The organism is Streptomyces sp. NPDC091280 (genome assembly GCF_044768565.1).
GTDB lineage: Bacteria > Actinomycetota > Actinomycetes > Streptomycetales > Streptomycetaceae > Streptomyces.
The window spans coordinates 126,595-147,066 of sequence record NZ_JBIVUZ010000022.1 but is presented as its reverse complement, the minus strand read 5'-3'; the positions used below and the strand labels follow the sequence as shown (position 1 = coordinate 147,066).

13 protein-coding genes are annotated in these 20,472 nt (G+C 66.1%); all 13 read left to right on the top strand.

The genetic code is table 11. The features are described from left to right. Positions 1 to 129 precede the first annotated feature (129 nt). The 13 genes from ACIQPR_RS45515 (at position 130) to ACIQPR_RS45455 (ending at position 20,341) form a co-directional block, all read left to right on the top strand. Positions 130 to 1,113 (top strand): hypothetical protein, encoded by a 984-nt coding sequence (locus tag ACIQPR_RS45515; RefSeq protein ID WP_403662419.1) that lies wholly within the window; start codon positions 130 to 132, stop codon positions 1,111 to 1,113. Continuing rightward, positions 1,110 to 1,811 (top strand): hypothetical protein, encoded by a 702-nt coding sequence (locus tag ACIQPR_RS45510; protein ID WP_403662416.1) that lies wholly within the window; start codon positions 1,110 to 1,112, stop codon positions 1,809 to 1,811. The genes ACIQPR_RS45515 and ACIQPR_RS45510 overlap by 4 nt, the downstream gene beginning before the upstream one ends. A 113-nt stretch (positions 1,812 to 1,924) precedes the next feature. Beyond that, positions 1,925 to 2,659 (top strand): hypothetical protein, encoded by a 735-nt coding sequence (locus tag ACIQPR_RS45505; protein WP_403662413.1) that lies wholly within the window; start codon positions 1,925 to 1,927, stop codon positions 2,657 to 2,659. Further along, positions 2,656 to 3,366, top strand: coding sequence for a hypothetical protein (locus ACIQPR_RS45500; RefSeq protein ID WP_403662411.1), 711 nt, complete (start codon positions 2,656 to 2,658; stop codon positions 3,364 to 3,366). The genes ACIQPR_RS45505 and ACIQPR_RS45500 overlap by 4 nt, the downstream gene beginning before the upstream one ends. A 63-nt stretch (positions 3,367 to 3,429) precedes the next feature. Beyond that, the gene (locus ACIQPR_RS45495) at positions 3,430 to 3,954 is read left to right on the top strand and encodes a hypothetical protein (protein WP_403662408.1); all 525 of its coding nucleotides are present in this window, start codon (positions 3,430 to 3,432) and stop codon (positions 3,952 to 3,954) included. Next, a complete protein-coding gene (locus tag ACIQPR_RS45490) occupies positions 3,954 to 4,994 on the top strand; it encodes a hypothetical protein (protein WP_403662406.1) in 1,041 nt (346 codons plus the stop codon). Before ACIQPR_RS45495 ends, ACIQPR_RS45490 begins: the two co-directional genes overlap by 1 nt. Positions 4,995 to 5,086: 92 nt before the next feature. After that, a complete protein-coding gene (mobL, locus tag ACIQPR_RS45485; RefSeq protein WP_403662403.1) occupies positions 5,087 to 7,375 on the top strand; it encodes a relaxase MobL in 2,289 nt (762 codons plus the stop codon). Positions 7,376 to 7,511: 136 nt separating this feature from the next. After that, positions 7,512 to 8,054, top strand: coding sequence for a hypothetical protein (locus ACIQPR_RS45480; protein ID WP_403662400.1), 543 nt, complete (start codon positions 7,512 to 7,514; stop codon positions 8,052 to 8,054). Positions 8,055 to 8,314: 260 nt separating this feature from the next. Continuing rightward, a complete protein-coding gene (locus ACIQPR_RS45475; RefSeq protein WP_403662397.1) occupies positions 8,315 to 8,653 on the top strand; it encodes a hypothetical protein in 339 nt (112 codons plus the stop codon). A 470-nt stretch (positions 8,654 to 9,123) separates the two neighbouring features. Next, on the top strand, positions 9,124 to 10,362 hold the full coding sequence (locus ACIQPR_RS45470) for an acetyl-CoA carboxylase biotin carboxylase subunit family protein (protein WP_403662395.1): 1,239 nt from the start codon (positions 9,124 to 9,126) through the stop codon (positions 10,360 to 10,362). A 671-nt stretch (positions 10,363 to 11,033) separates the two neighbouring features. Beyond that, positions 11,034 to 13,943 carry an AAA family ATPase gene (locus ACIQPR_RS45465; RefSeq protein ID WP_403662392.1) on the top strand — a complete coding sequence of 970 codons (2,910 nt, stop codon included), beginning with the start codon at positions 11,034 to 11,036 and terminating at the stop codon, positions 13,941 to 13,943. A 142-nt stretch (positions 13,944 to 14,085) separates the two neighbouring features. Next, the gene (locus ACIQPR_RS45460; RefSeq protein ID WP_403662389.1) at positions 14,086 to 16,158 is read left to right on the top strand and encodes a hypothetical protein; all 2,073 of its coding nucleotides are present in this window, start codon (positions 14,086 to 14,088) and stop codon (positions 16,156 to 16,158) included. 136 nt (positions 16,159 to 16,294) lie between these two features. Then, a complete protein-coding gene (locus ACIQPR_RS45455) occupies positions 16,295 to 20,341 on the top strand; it encodes a type IV secretory system conjugative DNA transfer family protein (RefSeq protein ID WP_403662386.1) in 4,047 nt (1,348 codons plus the stop codon). Positions 20,342 to 20,472: the final 131 nt, after the last annotated feature.

Here is a 20,472-nt window from a genome sequence, read left to right as displayed (position 1 = left end):
GATGCAGGCCCTGCATGTCGGCTTCACTTTTGGAACCCTTATCGAATGGATTCACAGTCAGCCAGGCAATGCCTTTCGAGATAGACTGAAGTGGCCTATGGGAGCAGTGTGGAGTAAGGAGTGTGTTCTGTGACCTCAGCCCATGCCGAGTCCGAGAGCACGGGATCCGAGCAGGAGACCGGGTCGGCGCCCGAGAAGAAGCCCGCGGCACGGAAGACGCGCAAGGAGGTCACCGGAGCCGAGCTCGAAGAGCGCTTCGCGGGCTGGACGGCGCACCAGCGCGAAAAGGTCCAGGTGCGCACCCCTGAGGACAACGCACGTTTGATCCGGCGCAGCGTCACCGCGGTGGCGGGCGTGGGGATCCTCGCCCTGGTCGTCGCCACGGGCGTGGCCGGCGAGAGCTTCAAGGCGAGCACGGCGGACAATGAGGCCCAGATTGTCCGGCTCAAGGGGCAGCTGCATGATGCCCAGTCCACGCCCGTGAAGGCAGACACCGGCGCGCAACTGTCCAAGCTCACCGAGGCGGCAGCGACCGTCGCGAAGAAGGTCGCGACCGGGGAGCAGACCTTCGCCACGCTGTACCACCAGGCCGGCGTCCAGCCCAGCCTGAACAACGGCGTTCCGAACAGGGCCACGCTGGAGATCGTCAAGCACCGCCGGGACATGGCCCCGCTGTTCAGCCGGGACTCCTTCCTGGTCAGTGACAAGGAGGCGTACAGCACCTCGTCGCCGACGGCGTTCGACGCGACCACCGAGATCGATCCGCGCTACGCCTGGTACATCCGCTACGCCGGTGCGGACGCAGCCGCCCCGGGCACGTACACGTGGAAGGTCGAGACAGTGATGCCCGATCTGAGCGTGACCGACGCCTCAGGTATGACGAACCAGGCGAAGGTCGTCTGGGTCTGCCAGGACACGAAAAGCGGCGAGGTGCTCGCCTGGGCGAGCGCGCGCTACGCGCGCAACGCCACGGCGGGGGCCTTCGGCCACTTGGCGCTCGTGGTGACCGCCGCCGGTGCTCCGTACGAGAACCCCGCAATCAAGCTGCCGGCCAGGTCCGGAGTCCCTGAACTCGGCGGCACCGGCTCGCAGGAGGAGGGCGGGAAGCGATGACGGAGCAGACGGCAGCACCCACACGGCGGGGATTCTTCCGGCGCAATCTCTCGGCCCTGGTGACGGCAGCGGCCCTCGCGGTCGTCGCGACAGTTGCCGGTGTGACCTGGGGCAGCCAGCGCGCGGCCCTGGCTGAGCAGGAAGTCCAGATCAACGACGTCGAGGGACAACTGGCAGGCATCCAGAAGAAGAACGCCGAGCGGGTGAACGCGGACGTCATGGCGGCCCTGGGTGTCAGCCAGAACCGGCTGAGCACCGACGGTGAGCGCATCAAGTCGCTGCTCTCGATGGCCTTCACGTGGGACTCGGGACAGAGCTACGAGGCGGCGCGCGAGAGCCTGAAGAGCCGGTTCGGCCTCACCGAGAACGAGACGTTCCTGAGGTCGTTCATGCCTCCGTCGCGGTTCAACGAGGACTCCCGGGGGCGGCGTTTCTACTACATCGACACGGTCGGCCTGAACTCGGCCCTCGGCGCGGATCCGGACATCGAAGTCATCGACGTCAAGGCGGGCGCCTACACCTACGCCGCCCTGGCCGATGTCGAGGTCACCTCCGACGCAGTGACCCAGAACAAGGCGAGCAAAGCCAGTGTCACGGCGCAGCGGCGCGCGCTGCTCTTCGTCACGGTCGGCGCCCAGGGCAAGGTCTCGAATCTTTCCGGTGTCCCGGCGAGTGGCGAGACTCGCTATTCCGGATAGCCTAGACTCCCTTTGAACTCGTCTCATTGATAGAGTTGTACTGATATTTGAGTGACGCGGCGAGTTGAGGACCAATGGCATCGACACAGAGCGATGAGTCGGGTGGGGGCGCAGTGCGCAAGACGCACTTCGTCGCGACGTCCACGTCCTCGCAGGAGGGCGCGGACACTCCGGCGCAGACGGAGCCCGCGGGCGGCTTGCGCAAGCGCACCCTCGTGGCCGGCGTGAGCATGGGTGTGGGCGCACTGCTGTGCTTCGCACTCTCTGCGGGGTTTTCCGGCGGTCAGAGCGCGGTGAGCGATACGGCTGCGCCGGAGATCTCCTCTCTGCAGGAGCAGATCAGGATCACCGAGGCGAAGACGGCGGCACTGCCGAAGGCCGACGACGCCGAGCGCGGTCTGACCGCGGCCCTGACGGCGGCTGGTCAGGTCGCGACGCTGCAGAACGACTACCGCTACCTGACGCCCAGCGTGGCGGCAGACGGCGGCACGCTCGACACGACGCTGCGCAACCTCATCCCCTACTTCGTCCCCTCAGTGCATCAGGCGGACCTGGGGCCGTGGTACCTGCTCGCCAGTGACAAGGACGTGGCGGCCGGCGTCGGGATCCCGATGAGCTTCAACTCCGGATTTGCGTGGGCCGCCCAGGTCCCCTACCTGGTCAACGACGACAGCACCATCACGGTGACCTGGCTGGCGATGGAGACCGGAACCGGTGCGGGCGAGAAGCCGGAGGTGCTGGCCTGGGCCCGCGCCGACTACGACCTGGTCCGCACGGCGTTCGTGAACATCCAGACCGGCACGACGGTCACCGGCGAGGCGTTGAAGCAGGAGGTGAAGACACCGTGAACGAGGAGATCAAGGACAAGCTGCGCCAGCACGCCGGGAAGATCCTACTCGGCGGCACCGGGGCGCTGCTCGCGCTCTCGGTGGTCACACTCGGAGCCGGCCTGCTCAGCGACGGCCCGGCCGCGTCGGACACCCAGGCCGATGCGGTCGTTCACAAGCTCGAAAGCAACCTCGACGACGCCCGGGCCAAGCTCGCAACACAGCACACGGCGCTGTTGGTTCAGCTGCCGGGCGTGGACATCGAGCGGGTGAACCGCGACAGGGCGACGGGCCAGTCTCTCCTGCTCAGCCTCACCGGCAGCTCGGCGTCGACCCGGACCGTCAAGGAGCAGCAGGTACTGCTCGACGCGCGCTACGGCTTCCTCGACCACAAGTCCCGGGTTCTCACCGAGTTCGTGCCGGAGTGGATGACGGCGACCGGAGCCACGAAGGGCGCTCGGACGACGTACGCACTCGCTGATCTGGACATCGACGTGAGTCGGGTGCAGGGCCTGAACTACTCCTACACGGACGTGGCCAGGCTCGATCCGGTCCGCGTGGGACCGGATCAGAACAGCGCTGTCAGGGGCGAGTTCGTGGTCTTCACCTACGCCACCTCCCAGGACGGCACGGCGACGTCGCTGGACGCCTATCGGGCCTCCCGCAAGACCCGCGACGCCCTCGCTGCTGCCAGCGAGGAACAGCCCTCCCCCAAGCCGACGGGGTGAACGAAGCGCCCACCGCTTCAGCACGTACCAAAGAAGACCCCGACGAGACGTAAGGACACGACCATGTCGCCCCAGACCCTGGAGAAGACCGAGACGACCGCCCCGACGAGCACGGCCGCGACGGCGAAGAAGGCCAGGGCGAGTCCCGCGACGGAGCAGAAGGACTCGAAGCTGCGCACCGGATGGCAGCGTCTGGCCCCGAAGAAGGAGACTGGCAGGTTCTCCGTCGTGGTGTGGGCGGGGTTCTTCCGGGCCATCGTCCTTCTCGCCGACTGCCTGCTGGCGTTCATCACGGCCATGATCATCATCCCGCTGCTGGGCGCATGGCTGCACCAGCAGTCGGGCGCATCCCGGGGTGCGCTCAGTACGGACGGAACCATCGCCATGTGGCTGATGCCGCTCCTCTTCCTGGTCGCGCTGCTCGCCGCGGGCGAGATCGTCGTGATGCGCGGCATGTGGCGCTGGGCAACGCGGATGATCGCGAAGATCCGGGACGCCCGGGGCGAGGCGACCAGGGCCGACGTCACACCGAAGTCCACGACCAGGACCACCAACCAGAGCAAGACCAACCGCAAGAGGAGCACGTGATGCGCACCGCAGGGCTGACGATGAACGACGTGTGGGCCCACCGTGTCCTGCGTGAACGGGGAGTGGAGACGCACCGGCTGGAGGGGGTGACCGCCGAGCTCGGCGTCATGGTCGAATCGCTCGACCTCATGCACCGGGGCAAGGAGGAGAACCACCGCCCGTACCTGCACATGACGGGCGAGCTGCGCTCGGTCACCCCGGCCAAGGCCCTGCCGTTCGGCATCTCCCAGGTGACCTACTCCCCCGGCCAGGGCGAGAAGGTAGACGCCTTCTACGAGTTCGACGACCAGCAGCTGGTCGTGCTCGCCAGCAAGGGCTACTTCACGAGCGGCTTCGCCGTGCCCGATCAGGTCACCGGGATCGAGTGGGAGCTGCCGGCCATGGCGGACATGCTCGTCCTCGCTCCGTCGGGGGCGCAGACCGAAGGCGACGCGCCCGTGGTCTTCACCCAGATCCACGACATCGGGGGCCTGGAGATCGATCTCGAGTCCAGCGGCTACGACCTGGCAGGCTACTTCGCCGACCATTCCAAGGAGGGTGTCCCACGGGCTGAGGCTGTAGTCGATGCGCGCGGGCTGAAGGCACGTTCGGACGCGATCAACTCGCTGTTCACCGAGGACGAGCTGGGCCTGGACGCTGAGGCCAAGCACGTCGCCGGAGCGCCCGTGCCCGAGGCAGTGCCGACCGCGGACGGCATGAGCGCGCGTCTGCAGCAGATCGAGGCGGAGATCGCCGCCGAACGGGAGAAGTACCAGACCGAGCGCGCGAGCACCGAGGGCACCACGGAAAACCTCTACCGGGAGCGCGTGGCGGCAGCGTTGCAGACGGCTGAGGATCAGGAGGAGCCGTTCGCTCCCCCGGTTCCGGCCCATGAGGCGCGGCGCGACCTGAACCAGGATCTCGACCTGGAGCAGGAGCAGGAGTCCCGACGACGTGAGGTCAAGCCCGCTCCGAGTCTGGACGAGCGCAAGCGCCAGGTGGCCCGGCGTGCGGCCGACCTGGACTTCGGCGAGGACGGCGAGCAGAGCCTGGGGTCCTGAGGACAAACCAGCCATAACGAGCGCGGCCCCGGTTGCTGGCGGACAGCAGCCGGGGCCGTAGTGCATCGGTACCGAGACAGCAAGGAGCGACGATGGGCCTGAAGCAGGACATCATCGTAGTCAACGAGTTCAGTGTGCCGCTGCCTGGCGGCAAGGGATCGCGTGGTGCGACGCCGGGTGACTACGTCACCCGGTACATGGCCCGCGAGCAGGCGACCGAGTCGCTGGCTCCGATCCAGCGCCTGCGCACCGACGACTTCATCATGCGCTACATGGCGCGGGAGTCGGCCGTCGAGCGCGCCGGTATCTCGCGGGGTGCGGCGAAGCATGAGATGCGCCAGGCCCAGGGTGCCGGCGGCGTGGCCTTCGGCTACGGCTCGGTCTCACTCTCCGACGAGCAGCTGCGCGCGGCCAGCAAGGACATCCAGCACTACTTCGACGCCGGACACACCGTGCTCAAGACGGTGCTGTCCTTCGACGAGGAGTACCTGCGGAAGCGCAAGATCGTCGACGGGGACTTCCACTGCGCAGCCCGCGGCGACTACCGCGGCCACATCGACCAGATGAAGCTGCGCATGGCGATCATGCACGGCCTGGAGCGGATGAGCTCGGGCACCAGCGGCTTCGACGACCTGCGCTACGTCGGGGTCATCCAGGTCGACACCGAGCACGTCCACTGCCACCTGGCCATGGTCGACGGCGGCCGGGGCCAGGTGACGAAGAACGGTACGCAGCGCGGCAAGCTCCTGGACCGGCACAAGTCCAGGCTCCGCCGCGGTGTTGACGCCTGGCTCGATGAGAAGCAGGCGGTGGCTCATCTCGCCAGCGCTGTCGGTTACGAGCGGCGCAACGTCACCACCTTCATCAAGCGGTGGGCGCACGAGCGGATCCGTGCCGAGTCCCTGCCACAGTTCCTGCTCGCCTGCCTGCCTGCAGACCGAATGTTGTGGCGCGCCGGCTCGAATGACTCCCGTATGCGCAAGGCGAACCAACTGGTGACGGAGCTCGTGAAGGAGCAACTCGACCGTGCAGGGTCCCCGATGCCGGAAGCCATGGAACGCATCGTCGACTACGCCAACGAGCGCCGCGCGAAGGAGTCTCTGAGCACGGAGGAATGGCAGAAGCTGGTCACGCAGGGACGTACGCAGATCATGGAGCGAGCCGTCAACGGCGTCTACCAGATGCTGCGGGCCATGCCGGAGTCGGAGCTGCGGGTGCGCACGCCGATGCTCGAAGTCATGGGGATGGACTATCAGCAGATGGCGGTGCTCGCCGCGGACCGGCAGGGCGAAGACCAGAATGCTGAGGCCGACTTGGTCTCCTTCGGGTTCCGACTGCGCAGCTACGCCTCACGCCTGCAGCATCACCGGGAGAAGGCCGGGGTCTACCGCGACCTCGCGCACCAGTGGGAACAGGCCGAAAAGGCCGACGTCGCCTCCGAGGACTCGCGCCCGCTCTACGACTTCTACCGCTTCGAGGAGAACTACCACCGGCGGCTGATGAGCAAGTACCAGCACTTCCTGCCCTTCCTCAGGGACTCCGGCCAGTGGTACGAGCAGCAGCAGGAGGTAGCGGCCTACGGCCAGCGGCTGCTCTCACTCATGGCGCTGCGCGCGGATGCCTCCCTGCAGCGGATGAAAGACTCCGAGGAGGCCGAGAACCTGGGCCGGACGATCTACGATCAGCCCGGCGGCCGACAAATGACTGAGGGCAAGCGCGGCCGGGCGGTGCTGGACGCACGCATCCGGACGATGAAGCAGTCCTATGACCAGAAGCTGGACGGCCTGCGGGCCGATCTCGCGTCCTCCGGCCTGGTGCTGCGCATGGGGTCGAGCACCGAGGACCAGTCGAGTACGGAGACCGACGAGGTCAGCACGGACTTCAAGATCGTCGCAGGTGCCGCGTATGACTTCGACAAGGTCAAGTCCCTGGACCTGCACCACCTGGGACACGACTTCGTCACCGACGTCGAGATCGGGCCGCACGCGCGCCAGACCTTCGTCGAGACGACCAGGGATCGCCGGCGGCTGCTGCTGGCGGCGATGGACTACCTGGACCAGTCCGGCCAGGCCGAGGCAATTCCCGATCTGCCAGTGGACGATGTCGCGGCGATGACACGGGTCTCCCGGGAGCTGACGCCTCAGCAGACAGACGCACAAACCGGCCCACTCGTGTTGCGTTCCCGGATCGCGGAACTGCGCGCCGAGCGCGGGCAGGCCGAGCGGATGCGGCGGTCCAAGGCTTCGTCCGTGGACGCCGGCCTCGTCGTGCGGGTCCAGGACCAGGTCGATCAGGCTGCGACCGCAGCGGATGCCAGGATGGCATTCGACTCGCAGTCACTTCCCATCTCGACTGACTTTGGACGTGAACAGAAAGACTAGTTACAGTCTTGTCGAATGCTCTACAAAAGTATTAGCGTGAAGAGCGTTCGGCGGGACTCAATGCCTTGCCCGGACGATGTGACTGACCACAGCCGACTTGTCAGAGGGCAGTCAGAACGAGCGGAAGGAAGAGAACATGGCACTTCTCAAGGGCAAGGGCGCGATGACCGGAGTCAACCTCATCGCGAAGGTCTACAAGACCGGCGCCACCAAGGACGGCAAGTCCCAGTACGCCGACGTCCAGCTCGACGCTCGAGATCCGCGAGGTCCGGAACAGACGAACCTGCATCTGAAGTCCGATCGGGTTACGGGTGAGGACGGCAAGGTCCGCTACAACAACGGCGCTGCGTACTCCACCGGCCAGATGGAGGAGATCATCAAAGCCGCGGGTCCGAACACCGAACCGATCCTGAACAAGGACGGCAACGAGGTCGGCACCGTCTATGGCTTCAAGGGCAACGTGATGCCCGCGACGCGCGGCACCGGCCTGGTGGTCAACACCAAGTCCGTCAAGGCCTCCGAGTTCAAGGTCGACGACAAGACGCTGGACAACCAGTTCGCGTCCATGCGCGCCGCCCGCCAGGCACGGGCGGCGGCCAAGGAGTCGCAGGCTCAGGCCCCGACTCCCGAGGCCGAGCAGGAGCAGGCAGCCGAGGTCGATGAGCCGGCGGTCGGCTGAGACCGAGGTCGAGTCAGGCCTTATTCGAAAGGCCCCTGGATGGCACTTGGTGGACTCGCCGTCGTCGCAAGCGGAATGCTCGCTGTCGGCGTCGCTGCCGTGGGTGGCTCGACGTACTCGCGGGGCCGCTCCGGTCAGGGCGATCAGCCGGATTCGCACGGCTGATCCACAGATCTCCGGCGCGTCCGCCGCGCCAGGCAGGCCGCCGAAGACGCGGCCCCCGCACCTCGACCAACACCTCCAACCGAAGGGTTCTTCTCATGCGATCCGCCATCCGCAACGCCGTCATGGCAACGACGGCCACCGCAGTCCTGCTCGGCGGGATCGCCTCGACGGTCACCCCGGCATCCGCTGCCGGCGCGGCGGCCTGCACCCGAAACGACCGCAACCACTCGGTGTGGGGCCCCAACCTGGAGTGGCCGAACATCCGCACCGGCCCGGGCGTGGCCTACAAGTCCAAGGGCCACCTCGACTCCGCCGGCGAGTTCTGGGTGGAGTGCTCCGCCGTCAACACGTACGGCAACCGCTGGTACTACGGCGAATCCCTGTCCAGCAGCTCGTACGGCACGAAGGGCTGGGTCGCCGCCAGCTGGTTCTAGCCCCACCGCGCGCCGCCGACGCGACGCGCCCCCAGACCGCTCCCTCGCGGAGCAACCGGTCCGAAGCGCCGTGACCTGATCACGGCCGGGCTCACCTTCCAGGCCTCGGCGACGCCGGTGTCCGACACCGCGTCCAGCGCCTGCCCATCGACCTCCCGCCGAGGCCCGTCCCTACCCAAACGCACCCCTTTTATTGAGATTTGTACATGTCTGCACGTCGCATAGCCGTGCTCGCGGCCACCGCGGCTACCGCCGCCCTGCCGCTGCTGTCTGCTCCTGGTCTGCGCGGTCCTGCAGGGCGCGGCCATGGCCCTCGCCTTCCGAGGCCTGTGGCACCACCACGCCTCCTGCGCGCCGAGCCGAACAGACGCCGATCCCACGGCCACCGGCCACGGGCAGCTGCCCTGATCGACGCACCGCGCACGGCCTGATCCCGCCCCCAACCCGCCCGTCTCTCTTGGGAGTTCACCGTGCCCCATCCCATGCTCCTCGTCATCGGCTCCGGCCCGCGCCCCCTGCGCGGCTACCTGCTGGAGCAGACCGCCGCCCACTACCCGCTGCTGCTGATCAACGACGCGCCCATGACCTGGCAGAAGCCCTACGTCATCGACCACGAAGTCGCCGATCTCAGCGACCCGATTGCGGTGAACATCGCCGCCGCCTCCCTCGCCGTGCGATGGCCCATCGCCGGTGTGCTCACCTGGGACGAGTTCCACCTGATGGCCGCCGCCCGACTCGCACACAGCCTCGGCGGCCGGCCCGGCAACACCCTCGCGGCCGTCGCCGCCGCCCGGGACAAGGCCACCTCCCGCCAGCGTTTCGCCGCCGCCGACGTCCCCTCCGCCGCCTCCACCTGGGTGCATTCTCTGGATGCCGCGGCCTCGGCGGCCGAACGTGTCGGCTACCCGGTCGTCCTCAAGCCCGCCGCCTACGCCGGCAGCATCGGCGTCATCCGCGTGGACACCATCACCGATCTGCCCGCGGCCTGGGCCATCGCCTCCGCTGGCGCCGCCCACCAGGGCCCGGAAGGAGACGGCGTCCTCGTGGAGGAGTACCTCGACGGCCCCGAAGTCTCCGTGGAGACCGTCACCCGCCACGGCGTCACCAGCGCCGTGGCCGTCACCCGCAAAACGATCGGCTTCGCCCCCTACTTCCTGGAGACCGGGCACAGCGTCAGTGCCGGCGACCCGCTCCTGTGCGAGGTCGCGCCCGTCGCCTCGGCCGCCCTGGAGGCGCTCGGCATCACCCACGGTGTCAGCAACACCGAACTCCGCCTCACCCCAGAGGGGCCGAAAGTCATCGAGGTCAACGCACGCCACGGCGGCGACCTCATCGGCGAACTCGTACGCCTGGCGACCGGGATCTCCCTGCCCCTTGCTGCCGCCGCCCTCGCCTGCGGCGAAATCCCCAACCTGCGTCCCACCCGGCAGCGCAGCGCCGCCATCGGCATGATCTACCCGCCCACCGAGGGCATCGTCACCCACCGCGACCTGCGGCCCGGCAGCGACGAGTACCTGGAGCACTTCCAGTGGCTGTGCAACGTCGGTGACACCGCCACCCTCACCCCCTCCAGTACTACGCCGAACAACATCCGCGCCGGGTACGCGGTCGTCAGCGGCGACAGCGCGCACGACGCCCAGCAGCACCTCGCCGACGTCCTGGCCCGCGCCGACGTGGAGGTCGCCCTCGCCGTCCCCCGTGCCGCGTGAGCAACTCCGGCCCGCCGTACGCCGCTTGAAGGGAACACACTGCGGAATCACGCCCTGCGCTCCCGCACGCTACCGAAATCGCTCGCTGCCCACGGGCGCGAAGACGCAGCCCGTGGGCAGCAGCATTTGAGCCGAGGCCCTGCATACCCCGACTGCCCGGCCTGTATCCGCTCAGCGGCCCAGCCCATGACCGGGCAAGTACCGTCCTGCCAGGCGTTCAGAGGCCCGCGGCGGCACATGCCGGATCGATGAGCAGGGCAGTGTGCTGGCGGCGGCGTGGAGGTTGGACACTCGCGTCTCGCTTCCCGGCCGACTTCTCCTGACCTCGGTCTCGTCACCGCAGGCACTCGTCACAATCACCGCGGCCGCGAGCAAAGCGCCCACCGCGGTCTTTCCGCGGTGGTGCACAAGGCCGGCAAGGCGGGGACCAACAATGCTCCCGTCAGCGAGCGCTTCAAGTACCAGTGCGGGAAACCTCAGACCCCGGAGGGCAGCGAGTCCGAGTACAGCGGGTGAGCGACCCGCGACCAGTGCACGAAACGAAAGGACCCGGAGCTCACTCCGAGTCCCTTCACGTCCACCATTCAATACCCTATTGAATGCTACACATGATAGGGTCTCGACTGATTTTCCAGTTGAATCTTCAGTCCAGTCGAGAGGTCTTGCGCGGCATGTTTCACGAGACACAGCTCGATGAGCGCTACCCACTCCTGTCCAAGCTCTCGGAGCCGCTGAAGAAGGCCGAGCGTGACATCGTCGGCCGTGAGCACGAGACGATGCAGTTGCTGGCCTCGATGAGCCGGCCCGAGCTGTGCAATGCGCTCCTGCTGGCTGAAGCCGGCAGCGGCAAGACAGCCCTGGTTCAGGCAACGATGCAGGTGGACATGGACCGCCTCTACCTGGAGGTGGACCCGGCGCGCATGATCTCCGAGGCGGGCAACGCCGGGAACATGGCCGCGAAACTCAAGGGCTTCTTTGACGAGGCTGAGAGCTTCGTCAAAGACGAGAAACACGAACTGGTGCTCTTCATCGACGAGTTCCACCAGATCATCCAGCTCTCCGACGCCGCAGTCGAGGCGATCAAGCCGGTCCTCGCGGCTTCGGGAACCCGAGGCATCAGGATCATCGCGGCGACGACCTACGAAGAGTTTCACAAGCACATCTCGCCGAACCAGCCACTCGTCGAGCGCCTGCAGCGCATCAACCTCAACCCGCCGGACCAGGCGACGACCATCAGGATCCTGCAGGGCATGGCCGAACGGTACGGGGTAGCCGGCGAGTTCTACGACGACCACATCTTCCGGCAGATCTACGAGTACACCCAGCGCTACATGCCGGCCAGCGCCCAGCCGCGCAAGTCGATCCTCGTGCTCGACTCCATGGTCGGCTGGCATCGCCTGACGCACCGGCCGATGGACCGGGATCTGCTCTCGGACGTGCTCATGGAGTCCCTGAACGTGAACGTCGCATTCCGGGTTGACGGTGCGAAGATCAAGAAGCAACTGGACGTTGAGGTGTTCAGCCAGGACTGGGCGACCGGCGCGGTGGCGCGCCGTCTGCAGCTGTCGGTGGCGGACCTCAACGACAAGGGAAAGCCGATGGCGAGCCTGTTGTTCACGGGATCGACGGGAACGGGGAAATTCTGCATCGACTCGACGCAGGTCCCTGTCCACTCGGGCGACGGCGAGACCACCTGGAAGCCGCACGGCGACCTGGTCCCGGGCGACAGAGTGTTCGATCGCCAAGGTCGCCCGGTCGAGGTGCTCGGACACTTCCCGCAGGGCATGCAGGACGTCTACCGGGTCACGCTCTGGGATGGCCGGACTCTCGACGTCGGAGGACCGCACTTGTGGACGGTCTACACAGCCAAGCAGCGGTCGAAGAAGCATGCGGGCAAGGACGTCGCGCCGATGGTTCTGAGCACGCAGGAAATGGTCGAGCGTGGCGTCGTGCGGACCTACCCCGGTGACCCTCGGGAGCATCTGAAGTTCTTCATCCCGGCGAACGGAGCGGTGGAATGGCCGGAGCAGGACTTCGACGTCGATCCGTACGTCTTGGGCGTCCTCGTCGGCAACGGGTGCCTGACTGAGACACAGCTGACGCTCTCGTCCGACGGGGACGACGCCGACCACACCGTGTGGATAGTGGGCGAATGGCTGGGATCGGCGCCGAAGTCGTACGGGCGCAGCTACAGCTGGGTCTTCCCTGTCGGCGTTGGCCCGGTGGAGGACCGCCGCGATTCGCTGTACCAGACGAAGGACGTGCTTGCCTCGGTTCCTGATCTGATCGGTGCGCGCTCGGCGGAGCGCCGTATCCCGGAGAGGTACAAACACGGATCGGTGCAGCAGCGGTGGGCTCTGGTGCGGGGCCTTTTCGACACCGACGGATCGATCGGCGGCTCGAACGACCGCTTCAACGTCTCGTACTCGACGTTCTCCAAGGGGCTCGCGGAGGACCTCAGGGAGGTGCTGTTCTCGCTCGGCGTCTCGAACACGGTCAAATTGTGGACACGCACGAAGGAGAGCGGGCGCGAACTGGCCGAGTACGGCGTGCACGTGAAGGTCGGCAACGAGGACAAGGCCCGGTTCTTCTCCCTCCCCCGCAAGCACGAGATCGCACGGCGGGCGGCCATCGAGACCTCGGGTCGTCAGCGCGTGAAGAAGTTCGACCTGGTCGGCATCGCGTCGATCGAGAAGCTGCCGGAGCAGCAGAGCTCGTCGTGCATCTTCGTCAACGACGAGGAGCACCTCTACCAGGCCGGTCAGTTCGTGGTCACGCACAACACCGAGTTGACGAAGCAGCTGGCGCGACTGCTGTTCGGCGATGACCAGCGGCACCTCATCCGATTCGACATGACGGAGTACGCCGAGGACTCCTCGTTCGCGGCGTTCCGTTCTGAGCTCACCAAGCGCGTGTGGGACCTCTCCCACGCCGTACTGCTTTTCGACGAGGTCGAGAAGGCCTCGGCGATGGCGACACGCGTTCTGCTGCAGGTGCTCGACGACGGCCGGCTCAACGACGACAACAACCGCGAGGTGAGCTTCCTCAACACCTACATCGTGCTCACGACGAACGCCGGCTCAGAGATCTACAAGGACATCGCGCAGTACGCCGCCGACGACACCGGGTCGGGCAAGCAGCTGCTGGAGTACGAGAAGCTCATCCGCCGCTCGATCTCCTCGACGACGGGCGACAACCGGTTTCCTCCCGAACTGCTGGGCCGTATCGACGCGATCGTGCCCTTCCAGCCGCTGTCGCTGCCGACGCAGCGAAAGATCGTGCGGAAGAAGCTGCGCCAGATGGTGCAGGAGGTGTTCGTCAAGCACAACGTGCGCATCGACGTCGACGCGAGGGTCCTGCAGTACCTCATCGAGGACAAGGGCGACACCGACTCCGATGCTGGCGGTGCGCGTGCCGCTGTGGCGAAGCTGACCGACGAGGTCACCACCGCGGTGGCGACCTTCCTCAACGAGCACCCCTCGGAACGACGGATCCGCATCGACGTCGTCGGCGACCTCGTCAGCGATGACAAGAACCTGCTGAGTTCCGACGCCTACGTCGAGGTCAGCGCGGTGCGATGAGCAGGTCGAGGAGAGCGGGAACGAGTCGACTCGCGAGCCAATGACCCCATTATTCCCTATGGTTGCCTACTTCAATAGGGCGTCGATAAGATGCTCATAAACTAGATTAATTGCTTTCTGTTAGCGAAGGGATTGCGCATCAATGGGCTTTCTGGGGACGGCAGCGGTCAGCCAGAAGAAGGAACGGACCAAGAAGCCCGACGAGCTTCTGGCCTCCGTGGTGAGAGAGACGGCGATCCCGGCAGCGGTCGAGCTGCTGCGGTCGAACACACAGTTCATCTTTCCCAGCGGTACGGCCTGGGTGATGCTCGTGCTCGCAGCCGACGAGATCGGCGGCTTGAGCAAGCGGCACGGCCGGGACGAGGCGAAGGGCTCGATCATCGAGCTCATCAGCTCCGACCAGATCCGCACGGTGGCCACGGCGGAGATGCTCAAAGAGGAGGTCTTCGGCATCATCCCCACCGACGAGACTCTCGCGCGCATGGAGGAATACTCACTGCTCACCGGTGCCGCCTACGCCTGGGCCGTCGTGTGGCAGAAGTCCAGCGGTGATCTGCTCGTCGATCTGGTGAACGATGCGACCTTTGCGCAGGCGCGCTTTGTCGCGGCAGGTACCACGAGCCTCGCAGAAGCCCTGGGCAAGAAGGCGTGGGAAGAGCACAGCGGCCTGGTCGCCGAGGCTGGGACCACTACCCCTGTCACCGCGGTTCTCGGAGAGGACGAGGGGGATGCGATCTTCGACGAGATCCTCGGTGACGAGGGGGCTGACGAGGCTCTGGACGACGAGCCGCTCTTCAGCAACGTCGTCAACGACCACGGAACAGCGGACGCACCCCTGTTCGAGGAGGACACCGCGGGTATCGACGACGCGGGCGCCGCTCCGGTCGAGTCGGAGCCGGATTACGACGGCGACGAGGTGGCCGGCTACGAGGGCTTCGACGAGACCGACGCCGGCTACGGCATCGAGGGCGACTACCAGGAGGCCGGCGACACTGTGCTGCTGGCCGATCAGGCCCAGGTGCGCGGCGTCATCGCCCGCCGGTTCCTCTCCGAGGAGCTGGACCTGGACGTCCGGCTCGATGAGTTCAACGCGACCTTCGCCATCGGCGCGCCGGTCGTGCAGATCGCTGTGCCCGAGGGCGCGACAGAGTGGCTCGGGGACCAGGTCGCCCAGCTCAACCGGCAGGCCAACGCAGACCTGATGCAGCTCCGGTCCGCGCACGAGGATGAGCTGCGTGCGCTCTACGTCAACCTCATGTCGGCGCACACCGAGCAGGTCATCCGCGATGTGGCCACCGACCGCGCGGGTTCCCGGTACAAGCTGCTGAAGGACGCCGCCGAGGCCGAGCACCAGCAGCGGCAGACGGAGAAGGACGAGAAGATCCGGGCCCGCCGGGCGGAGATCACCAAGGACTACGAGTCGCAGGCTTCCAGGGTGGCCCAGCAGGCGGCGCTCGCGGCGGAACTGCAGTACAAGGAGCGCAACCGCTCGAAGATGGAGCGCGAGCAGATCGACTCCGTCGCCGGGATCGAGCGGGAAATCGAGGACACCCACACGCACAACCAGCAGGAGATCCTGCGGGTCCGGCGTGCGGACGCCGCGCTGAAGATGCAGACCGGGCAGACGCGGATCTTCGAGGTGCTGGCCGAGCGGCAGTCGGAGTACCTGGCGGCCGAGGAAGGGCGCCTGAACCGGTGGAAGTCCGAGATCCAGCGGATCGTAGACGACAACCGCAAGGCCGACATCGCCCAGGCCGAGGCACTGGCCGAGCACCTGCGGACCACGGACGAGGTCGGCGTCCTGCGCCGGGAGCAGCAGGATCTGCTGGAGTCGGTGCGCTCCGAGCACGCCGACCGGATCCGCCGGATGGAGGACGAGCTCGAACGCAACCGCACGGACGCCGTCACGCAGATGACAGCTCGGGACGCCGAGTGGCAGCACAACCTCGACCTGGAGAAGGAGAAGACCGACTCCCAGGTGCGACGGGTCACCGACCTGCTCCAGCAGTTGTCGACGGTCGAGGATTCAGTGGGCAGGCAGTACGAGGCGCGTCTGAGTGGGATGCAGGCCGACAAGGAGTCCTTTGCCAACGAGCTGGCGCGGGCCTCTGAGATGCAGAGCCGCTCGAACAAGATCCTCGTCGTCATGATCGTCACGCTCTCGCTCCTGATGGGCTCGGCCGGCTTCATCGTCGGGGTGGTCTTGACCCGTTGAGCGATCCGGTCATGACCGACGGGGTGATCTGACGGCGCATGGGGCGCGTTCCCCATGCGCCGTCGTCGTCTGCGCAGGCAGACGCACTGGACAGCAGGCCAGCAGAACGAGCGAGGCTCGAGAGTAAGGAATCACGATGGCCACGAACAGGCGGAAGGCGGGACGGCCGAAGGCAAGCAGCTGGGACAAGATCTCAGCACGGACGCCCGGCGAGACGCTGACGAACCGAGACGTCTACGACAACCAGCAGCTGGACCGCAGCACGTTCCTGACCTTGAGGTCGACCAGACCGGGCATCGTCGTCGCGGTGCTTGCCGGTGTGCTGGTGATCATCGTCGCCTGGGTCTTCTACTCGCTCATCGCCACGGCGGTGCTCTCGGTGAGCGTGTCCGTGGGTCCGGGTTCGTCCGGCAGCAGCGCTGGCAAGCCGAGCGTGTACTACGTCCAGGACACCACGACAGGTGCGGGCGGCTCGGTCGTGAAGTGTTACCGGCCCCTGACCAAGGACGGCCACCCGGACGTCAAGGCGAAGTGCTACCCCAGCGCTGAGACTGTTCCGGTCCCCAGCTGGTACACCGCGGCGAAGGACCACAAGCCCAGTGACAAGAAGCCAGCTGAGTCGAAGAAGAGCGCGACGACGGTCGGCGAACAGCTGGCCGACGTCTCGGGGTTCAAGCTTTTCATCACGCTCGGCTCGGGTCTGATGGTTGCCCTCATCATCGGCACGTGGTTCTCGCGGAGGGTCGCCGCGGCGAACCTGATGAACACCACGAGCGACATCAACCAGTATCAGAACGACCAGCACATCGCTCTGCCGGAAGAGATCCAGCAGAACTACGACTGGTTCCCCGACGCCGGTGCCCACTCGAGTGTGCAGGTCAGCTCGATGCTCAGCCACATGATGCTCAAGAAGAAGGGCCTGGGCACCGTCGAGGTCGCCCAGCGCGCAACGAAAGACGTCATCGATGAGAAGGGGAACCTCGTCTACTACGCCGGCGAGGTCATGGACGACGACGAGGGCAATCCGCTGACGCAGATCCTGCCGATCATCGACGAAGACTTCGGCGACAGGCTGTTCGAGGCATCCGGTCTCCCCGATGACAAGACCCTGCGTCAGAAGTACGACACGACGCGGATCCCGTACAACCCCGACGGCAAGAACCGGGACAAGCTCGGCTTCGGGTCGGACACGTACAAGACTGTCGCTGACCTGATCAAGAAGGACTGGACGTTCCCGGCGTACGAGGTCCAGCGCCCGGCCGGGGCGTACGTGGTCGATACCGCGCCGGTGAACACCATGGTGCTGGCCATCACCCGGGCCGGAAAGGGCCAGACGTACATCGAGCCGGTCATCGACATGTGGTCGCGGGAGAAGGAGCCCTCGAACATGGTCATCAACGACCCCAAGGGCGAGTTGCTGGTGAAGAACTACGTTCCTCTGGTCGCGCGCGGGTTCGAGCCGGTGCAGTTCAACCTGGTCAACCCCATGAAGACCGACATCTACAACATCCTGGGGCTGGCGGCCGACGCGGCACGTGAGGGCAACTTCACCAAGTGCGCACTGTACGTGGAGAACATCGCCGGGATCTTCTTTCCGCTCGACGGTGGCGAGGACCCGGTCTGGCCCAATGCCGCCAACAACGCCTTCAAGCGCGCGGCCTACGGGCTCATCGACTTCTACCTGGAGGAGGAGCGGGAGCTGCGCAGCGCCGCAGCCGTGCTGAACATGGACCCGGCGCTGCTGGAGCAGAAGCTCGATGATCTCTGGGGCAAGGTCACGCTCTACAACTGCTACCAGCTCTTCGTGCAGATGAGCTCGAAGAAGATCAAGAACCCTGAGGCCGAGCTGGAGAAACGGGTCAAGGCCGGCGAGTTCGAGAACAACGAGGACGCCCTGGCCGAGGAGCAGGAGAAGGCGGCGGCCCAGGCCTTCATGTGGGAGGGCAAGGCCGATCAGGACATGCTCAGCCTGTACTTCAACGCGAGCGAGGAGCTTCCCCGCAACAACATGCGCACGCTGGTGGGCAACGCCCACAACGCGCTGCGCTCGATGGCCGGCGCGGAGAAGATGCTGGCCTCGGTGTACGGCATCGCGATCACCGCCATGTCGTTCTTCACCGACCCCACGATCTCGACGCTGACCTCGGGCAAGCCCTCGCAGAACACGGACCTGGCCGGCCTGAGCTTCCCGCGTCGCCTCGGCGTGCGCTTCGCGCCGAACTACGTCAAGCGCGACCACCTCGTCGGCCAGCAGGCCGTCTGGTCGGCCTACACGGACCCGATGTTCACCGAGAACCTGGGGGAGGACTTCGAGCACGAAGAGATCGTCGGCCGCGAAGGGTGGGCCCGGTACAACTTCAAGGGCAAGTTCCCCGGCGACGAAGCCTGGCTCAAGCTGGAGCTGGTCAACCCACAGACGAAGATGCTGGTGCGCACCTTCTACTTCAGCTTCACGAAGAACTACCAGGTCTCGCTCAACGGCCGGTACTACGTGGTCGAGCCGGTGACGGGCAAGAAGGTCGTGAAAAACGGCGTGCTGCGTGAACTGATGCCGGCGCGTGAGGGCGGCACCCGGGACGGGAAGATCCTGTCCTTCCAGGCCGGGGACACGCTCTACCCGGACACGCGACTCGACTTCTCCGGCGGCGGCAACCCGGAGAAGGTCTCGTATCAGGCACGGGCGATCACGCAGACGCTGTCGCGCTACGCGGAGTCCCCGAAGGCACTGTTCCTGGTGACCCCGCCGCATCTGATGAAGTACGCGAAGCTGATCCTGATCCTGGTCAAGCAGCTGTTCGACGTGAGTGCCGACCAGGCGTACATGACGAAGTCGAACCAGAAGCCGCTCTACCGCACGCGGTTCATGCTCGACGAGCTCGGCAACCTGCAGTCGGAGGGCAAGGGCATCGACGGCTTCGAGACGATGCTCTCCATCGGCCTGGGCCAGGAGCAGCAGTTCACGCTCATCCTGCAGACCCTCCAGCAGCTGCGCGACGTCTACGGCGAGAGCGTCGACAAGATCGTGCAGGGCAACACCTCGAACATCGTCTTCTTGAAGTCCACGGACGATTCGATGATCGAGACGCTGGAGAAGATGAGCGGCAGGACGCACCGGTCGTACCGGGACAGCAAGCAGATCAGCCAGGATCTCGACAAGGTCATCGGCGGCAAGACCGAGGGCCGGGTCACCTACACGATGAACACCAAGGAGGAGCCGCTGATCAGTTACAACGACATGGCCTTCCTTTCGCCGCGCAACTCGATCGTCTTCCGGGCCGGCGACGCGCCGATCTGGAACCGCAACCAGACGATCCTGCCGATGTCGTTCCGGCTGCTGGGGAACACGATCAAGCATCCGGGGCACACCTACTCGCTGCAGACGATCCCGACGCTGTCCAGTGCCATGGACTTCGACGTGCGGATGAATCAGCCGGACTTCGTGAAGATGCTGGAGAAGCGCATGCGGCAGGCGGTGAGGGCCGCTGCCGCGAAGGCGCAGTACAAGGAGATCTACGGCTACCAGGAGGTCGACATCGAGCGCCTGGACCCGGATGTCTACGCCGACGAGGTCATGGAGGTCATCACGACGATGACCACGGTCGACGAGGGCCAGGATCCCAACGCTCCGGTGGTCGTCGACCCCGACGTGTACGAGGGGATGAGCATGTTCGACGAGGACCAGTTCATCGAGAACGTCGAGGTCGGGGTTGCGGTCGCCGAGAGCCAGGCGGTCAGCGTCGAGCGGCAGCGTCTGCTCTACGCGGAGGGGACGATCAGTAAGGAGATGCTGGTCAACCCCGACGGTTCGGCGAAGGTCAAGAGCCTGGACGTCGAGATCGGTGAGGCCTACAAGTCGGCGCAGACCGAGTTGGAACAGGATCGAGAGCACTTCTCGGTCGGCGGCGACGGCGAGCTGCGCAGCGTCGATGGGTCTCGGACATACATCAGCCAGATCCGCTCGGACGCGTACGCCCATGCGGCCCGCCGGATCAACGGCCATGTGAACGACGGGGACTCGCGGGTGTTCGCGGAGGAGGACGTCACCGAGGAGGACCTGAAGTCGCTGGCGACGGTGAAGGTCCACTCGGCCTTCTACCAGTACCTGGCCTCACTGCCGAGCTGGGAGGTGCTGGCCGACGGCAGGTTCGACCGGGCCATGGCCGTCGAGATGAACTCGAAGTAGCCGGCGGCCACTTGGGGGCCAGCGAAGGATCACGACCAGTGCCGAGGCCGTCTCTCGACTAAGGGAGACCGCCCCGGCACTGGCCTTTCCGGATGGCATCCAACTTCCTTTCGATAAGCGAGGTAGGCTCT

Excerpts from the sequence above, each read along its gene's own strand:
- ACIQPR_RS45510 (WP_403662416.1), top strand. The coding sequence starts at position 1,110 with ATGACGGAGCAGACGGCAGCACCCACACGGCGGGGATTCTTCCGGCGC.
- ACIQPR_RS45495 (WP_403662408.1), top strand. The coding sequence starts at position 3,430 with ATGTCGCCCCAGACCCTGGAGAAGACCGAGACGACCGCCCCGACGAGC.
- ACIQPR_RS45490 (WP_403662406.1), top strand. The coding sequence starts at position 3,954 with ATGCGCACCGCAGGGCTGACGATGAACGACGTGTGGGCCCACCGTGTC.
- mobL (WP_403662403.1), top strand. The coding sequence starts at position 5,087 with ATGGGCCTGAAGCAGGACATCATCGTAGTCAACGAGTTCAGTGTGCCG.
- ACIQPR_RS45480 (WP_403662400.1), top strand. The coding sequence starts at position 7,512 with ATGGCACTTCTCAAGGGCAAGGGCGCGATGACCGGAGTCAACCTCATC.
- ACIQPR_RS45475 (WP_403662397.1), top strand. The coding sequence starts at position 8,315 with ATGCGATCCGCCATCCGCAACGCCGTCATGGCAACGACGGCCACCGCA.
- ACIQPR_RS45465 (WP_403662392.1), top strand. The coding sequence starts at position 11,034 with ATGTTTCACGAGACACAGCTCGATGAGCGCTACCCACTCCTGTCCAAG.
- ACIQPR_RS45460 (WP_403662389.1), top strand. The coding sequence starts at position 14,086 with ATGGGCTTTCTGGGGACGGCAGCGGTCAGCCAGAAGAAGGAACGGACC.
- ACIQPR_RS45455 (WP_403662386.1), top strand. The coding sequence starts at position 16,295 with ATGGCCACGAACAGGCGGAAGGCGGGACGGCCGAAGGCAAGCAGCTGG.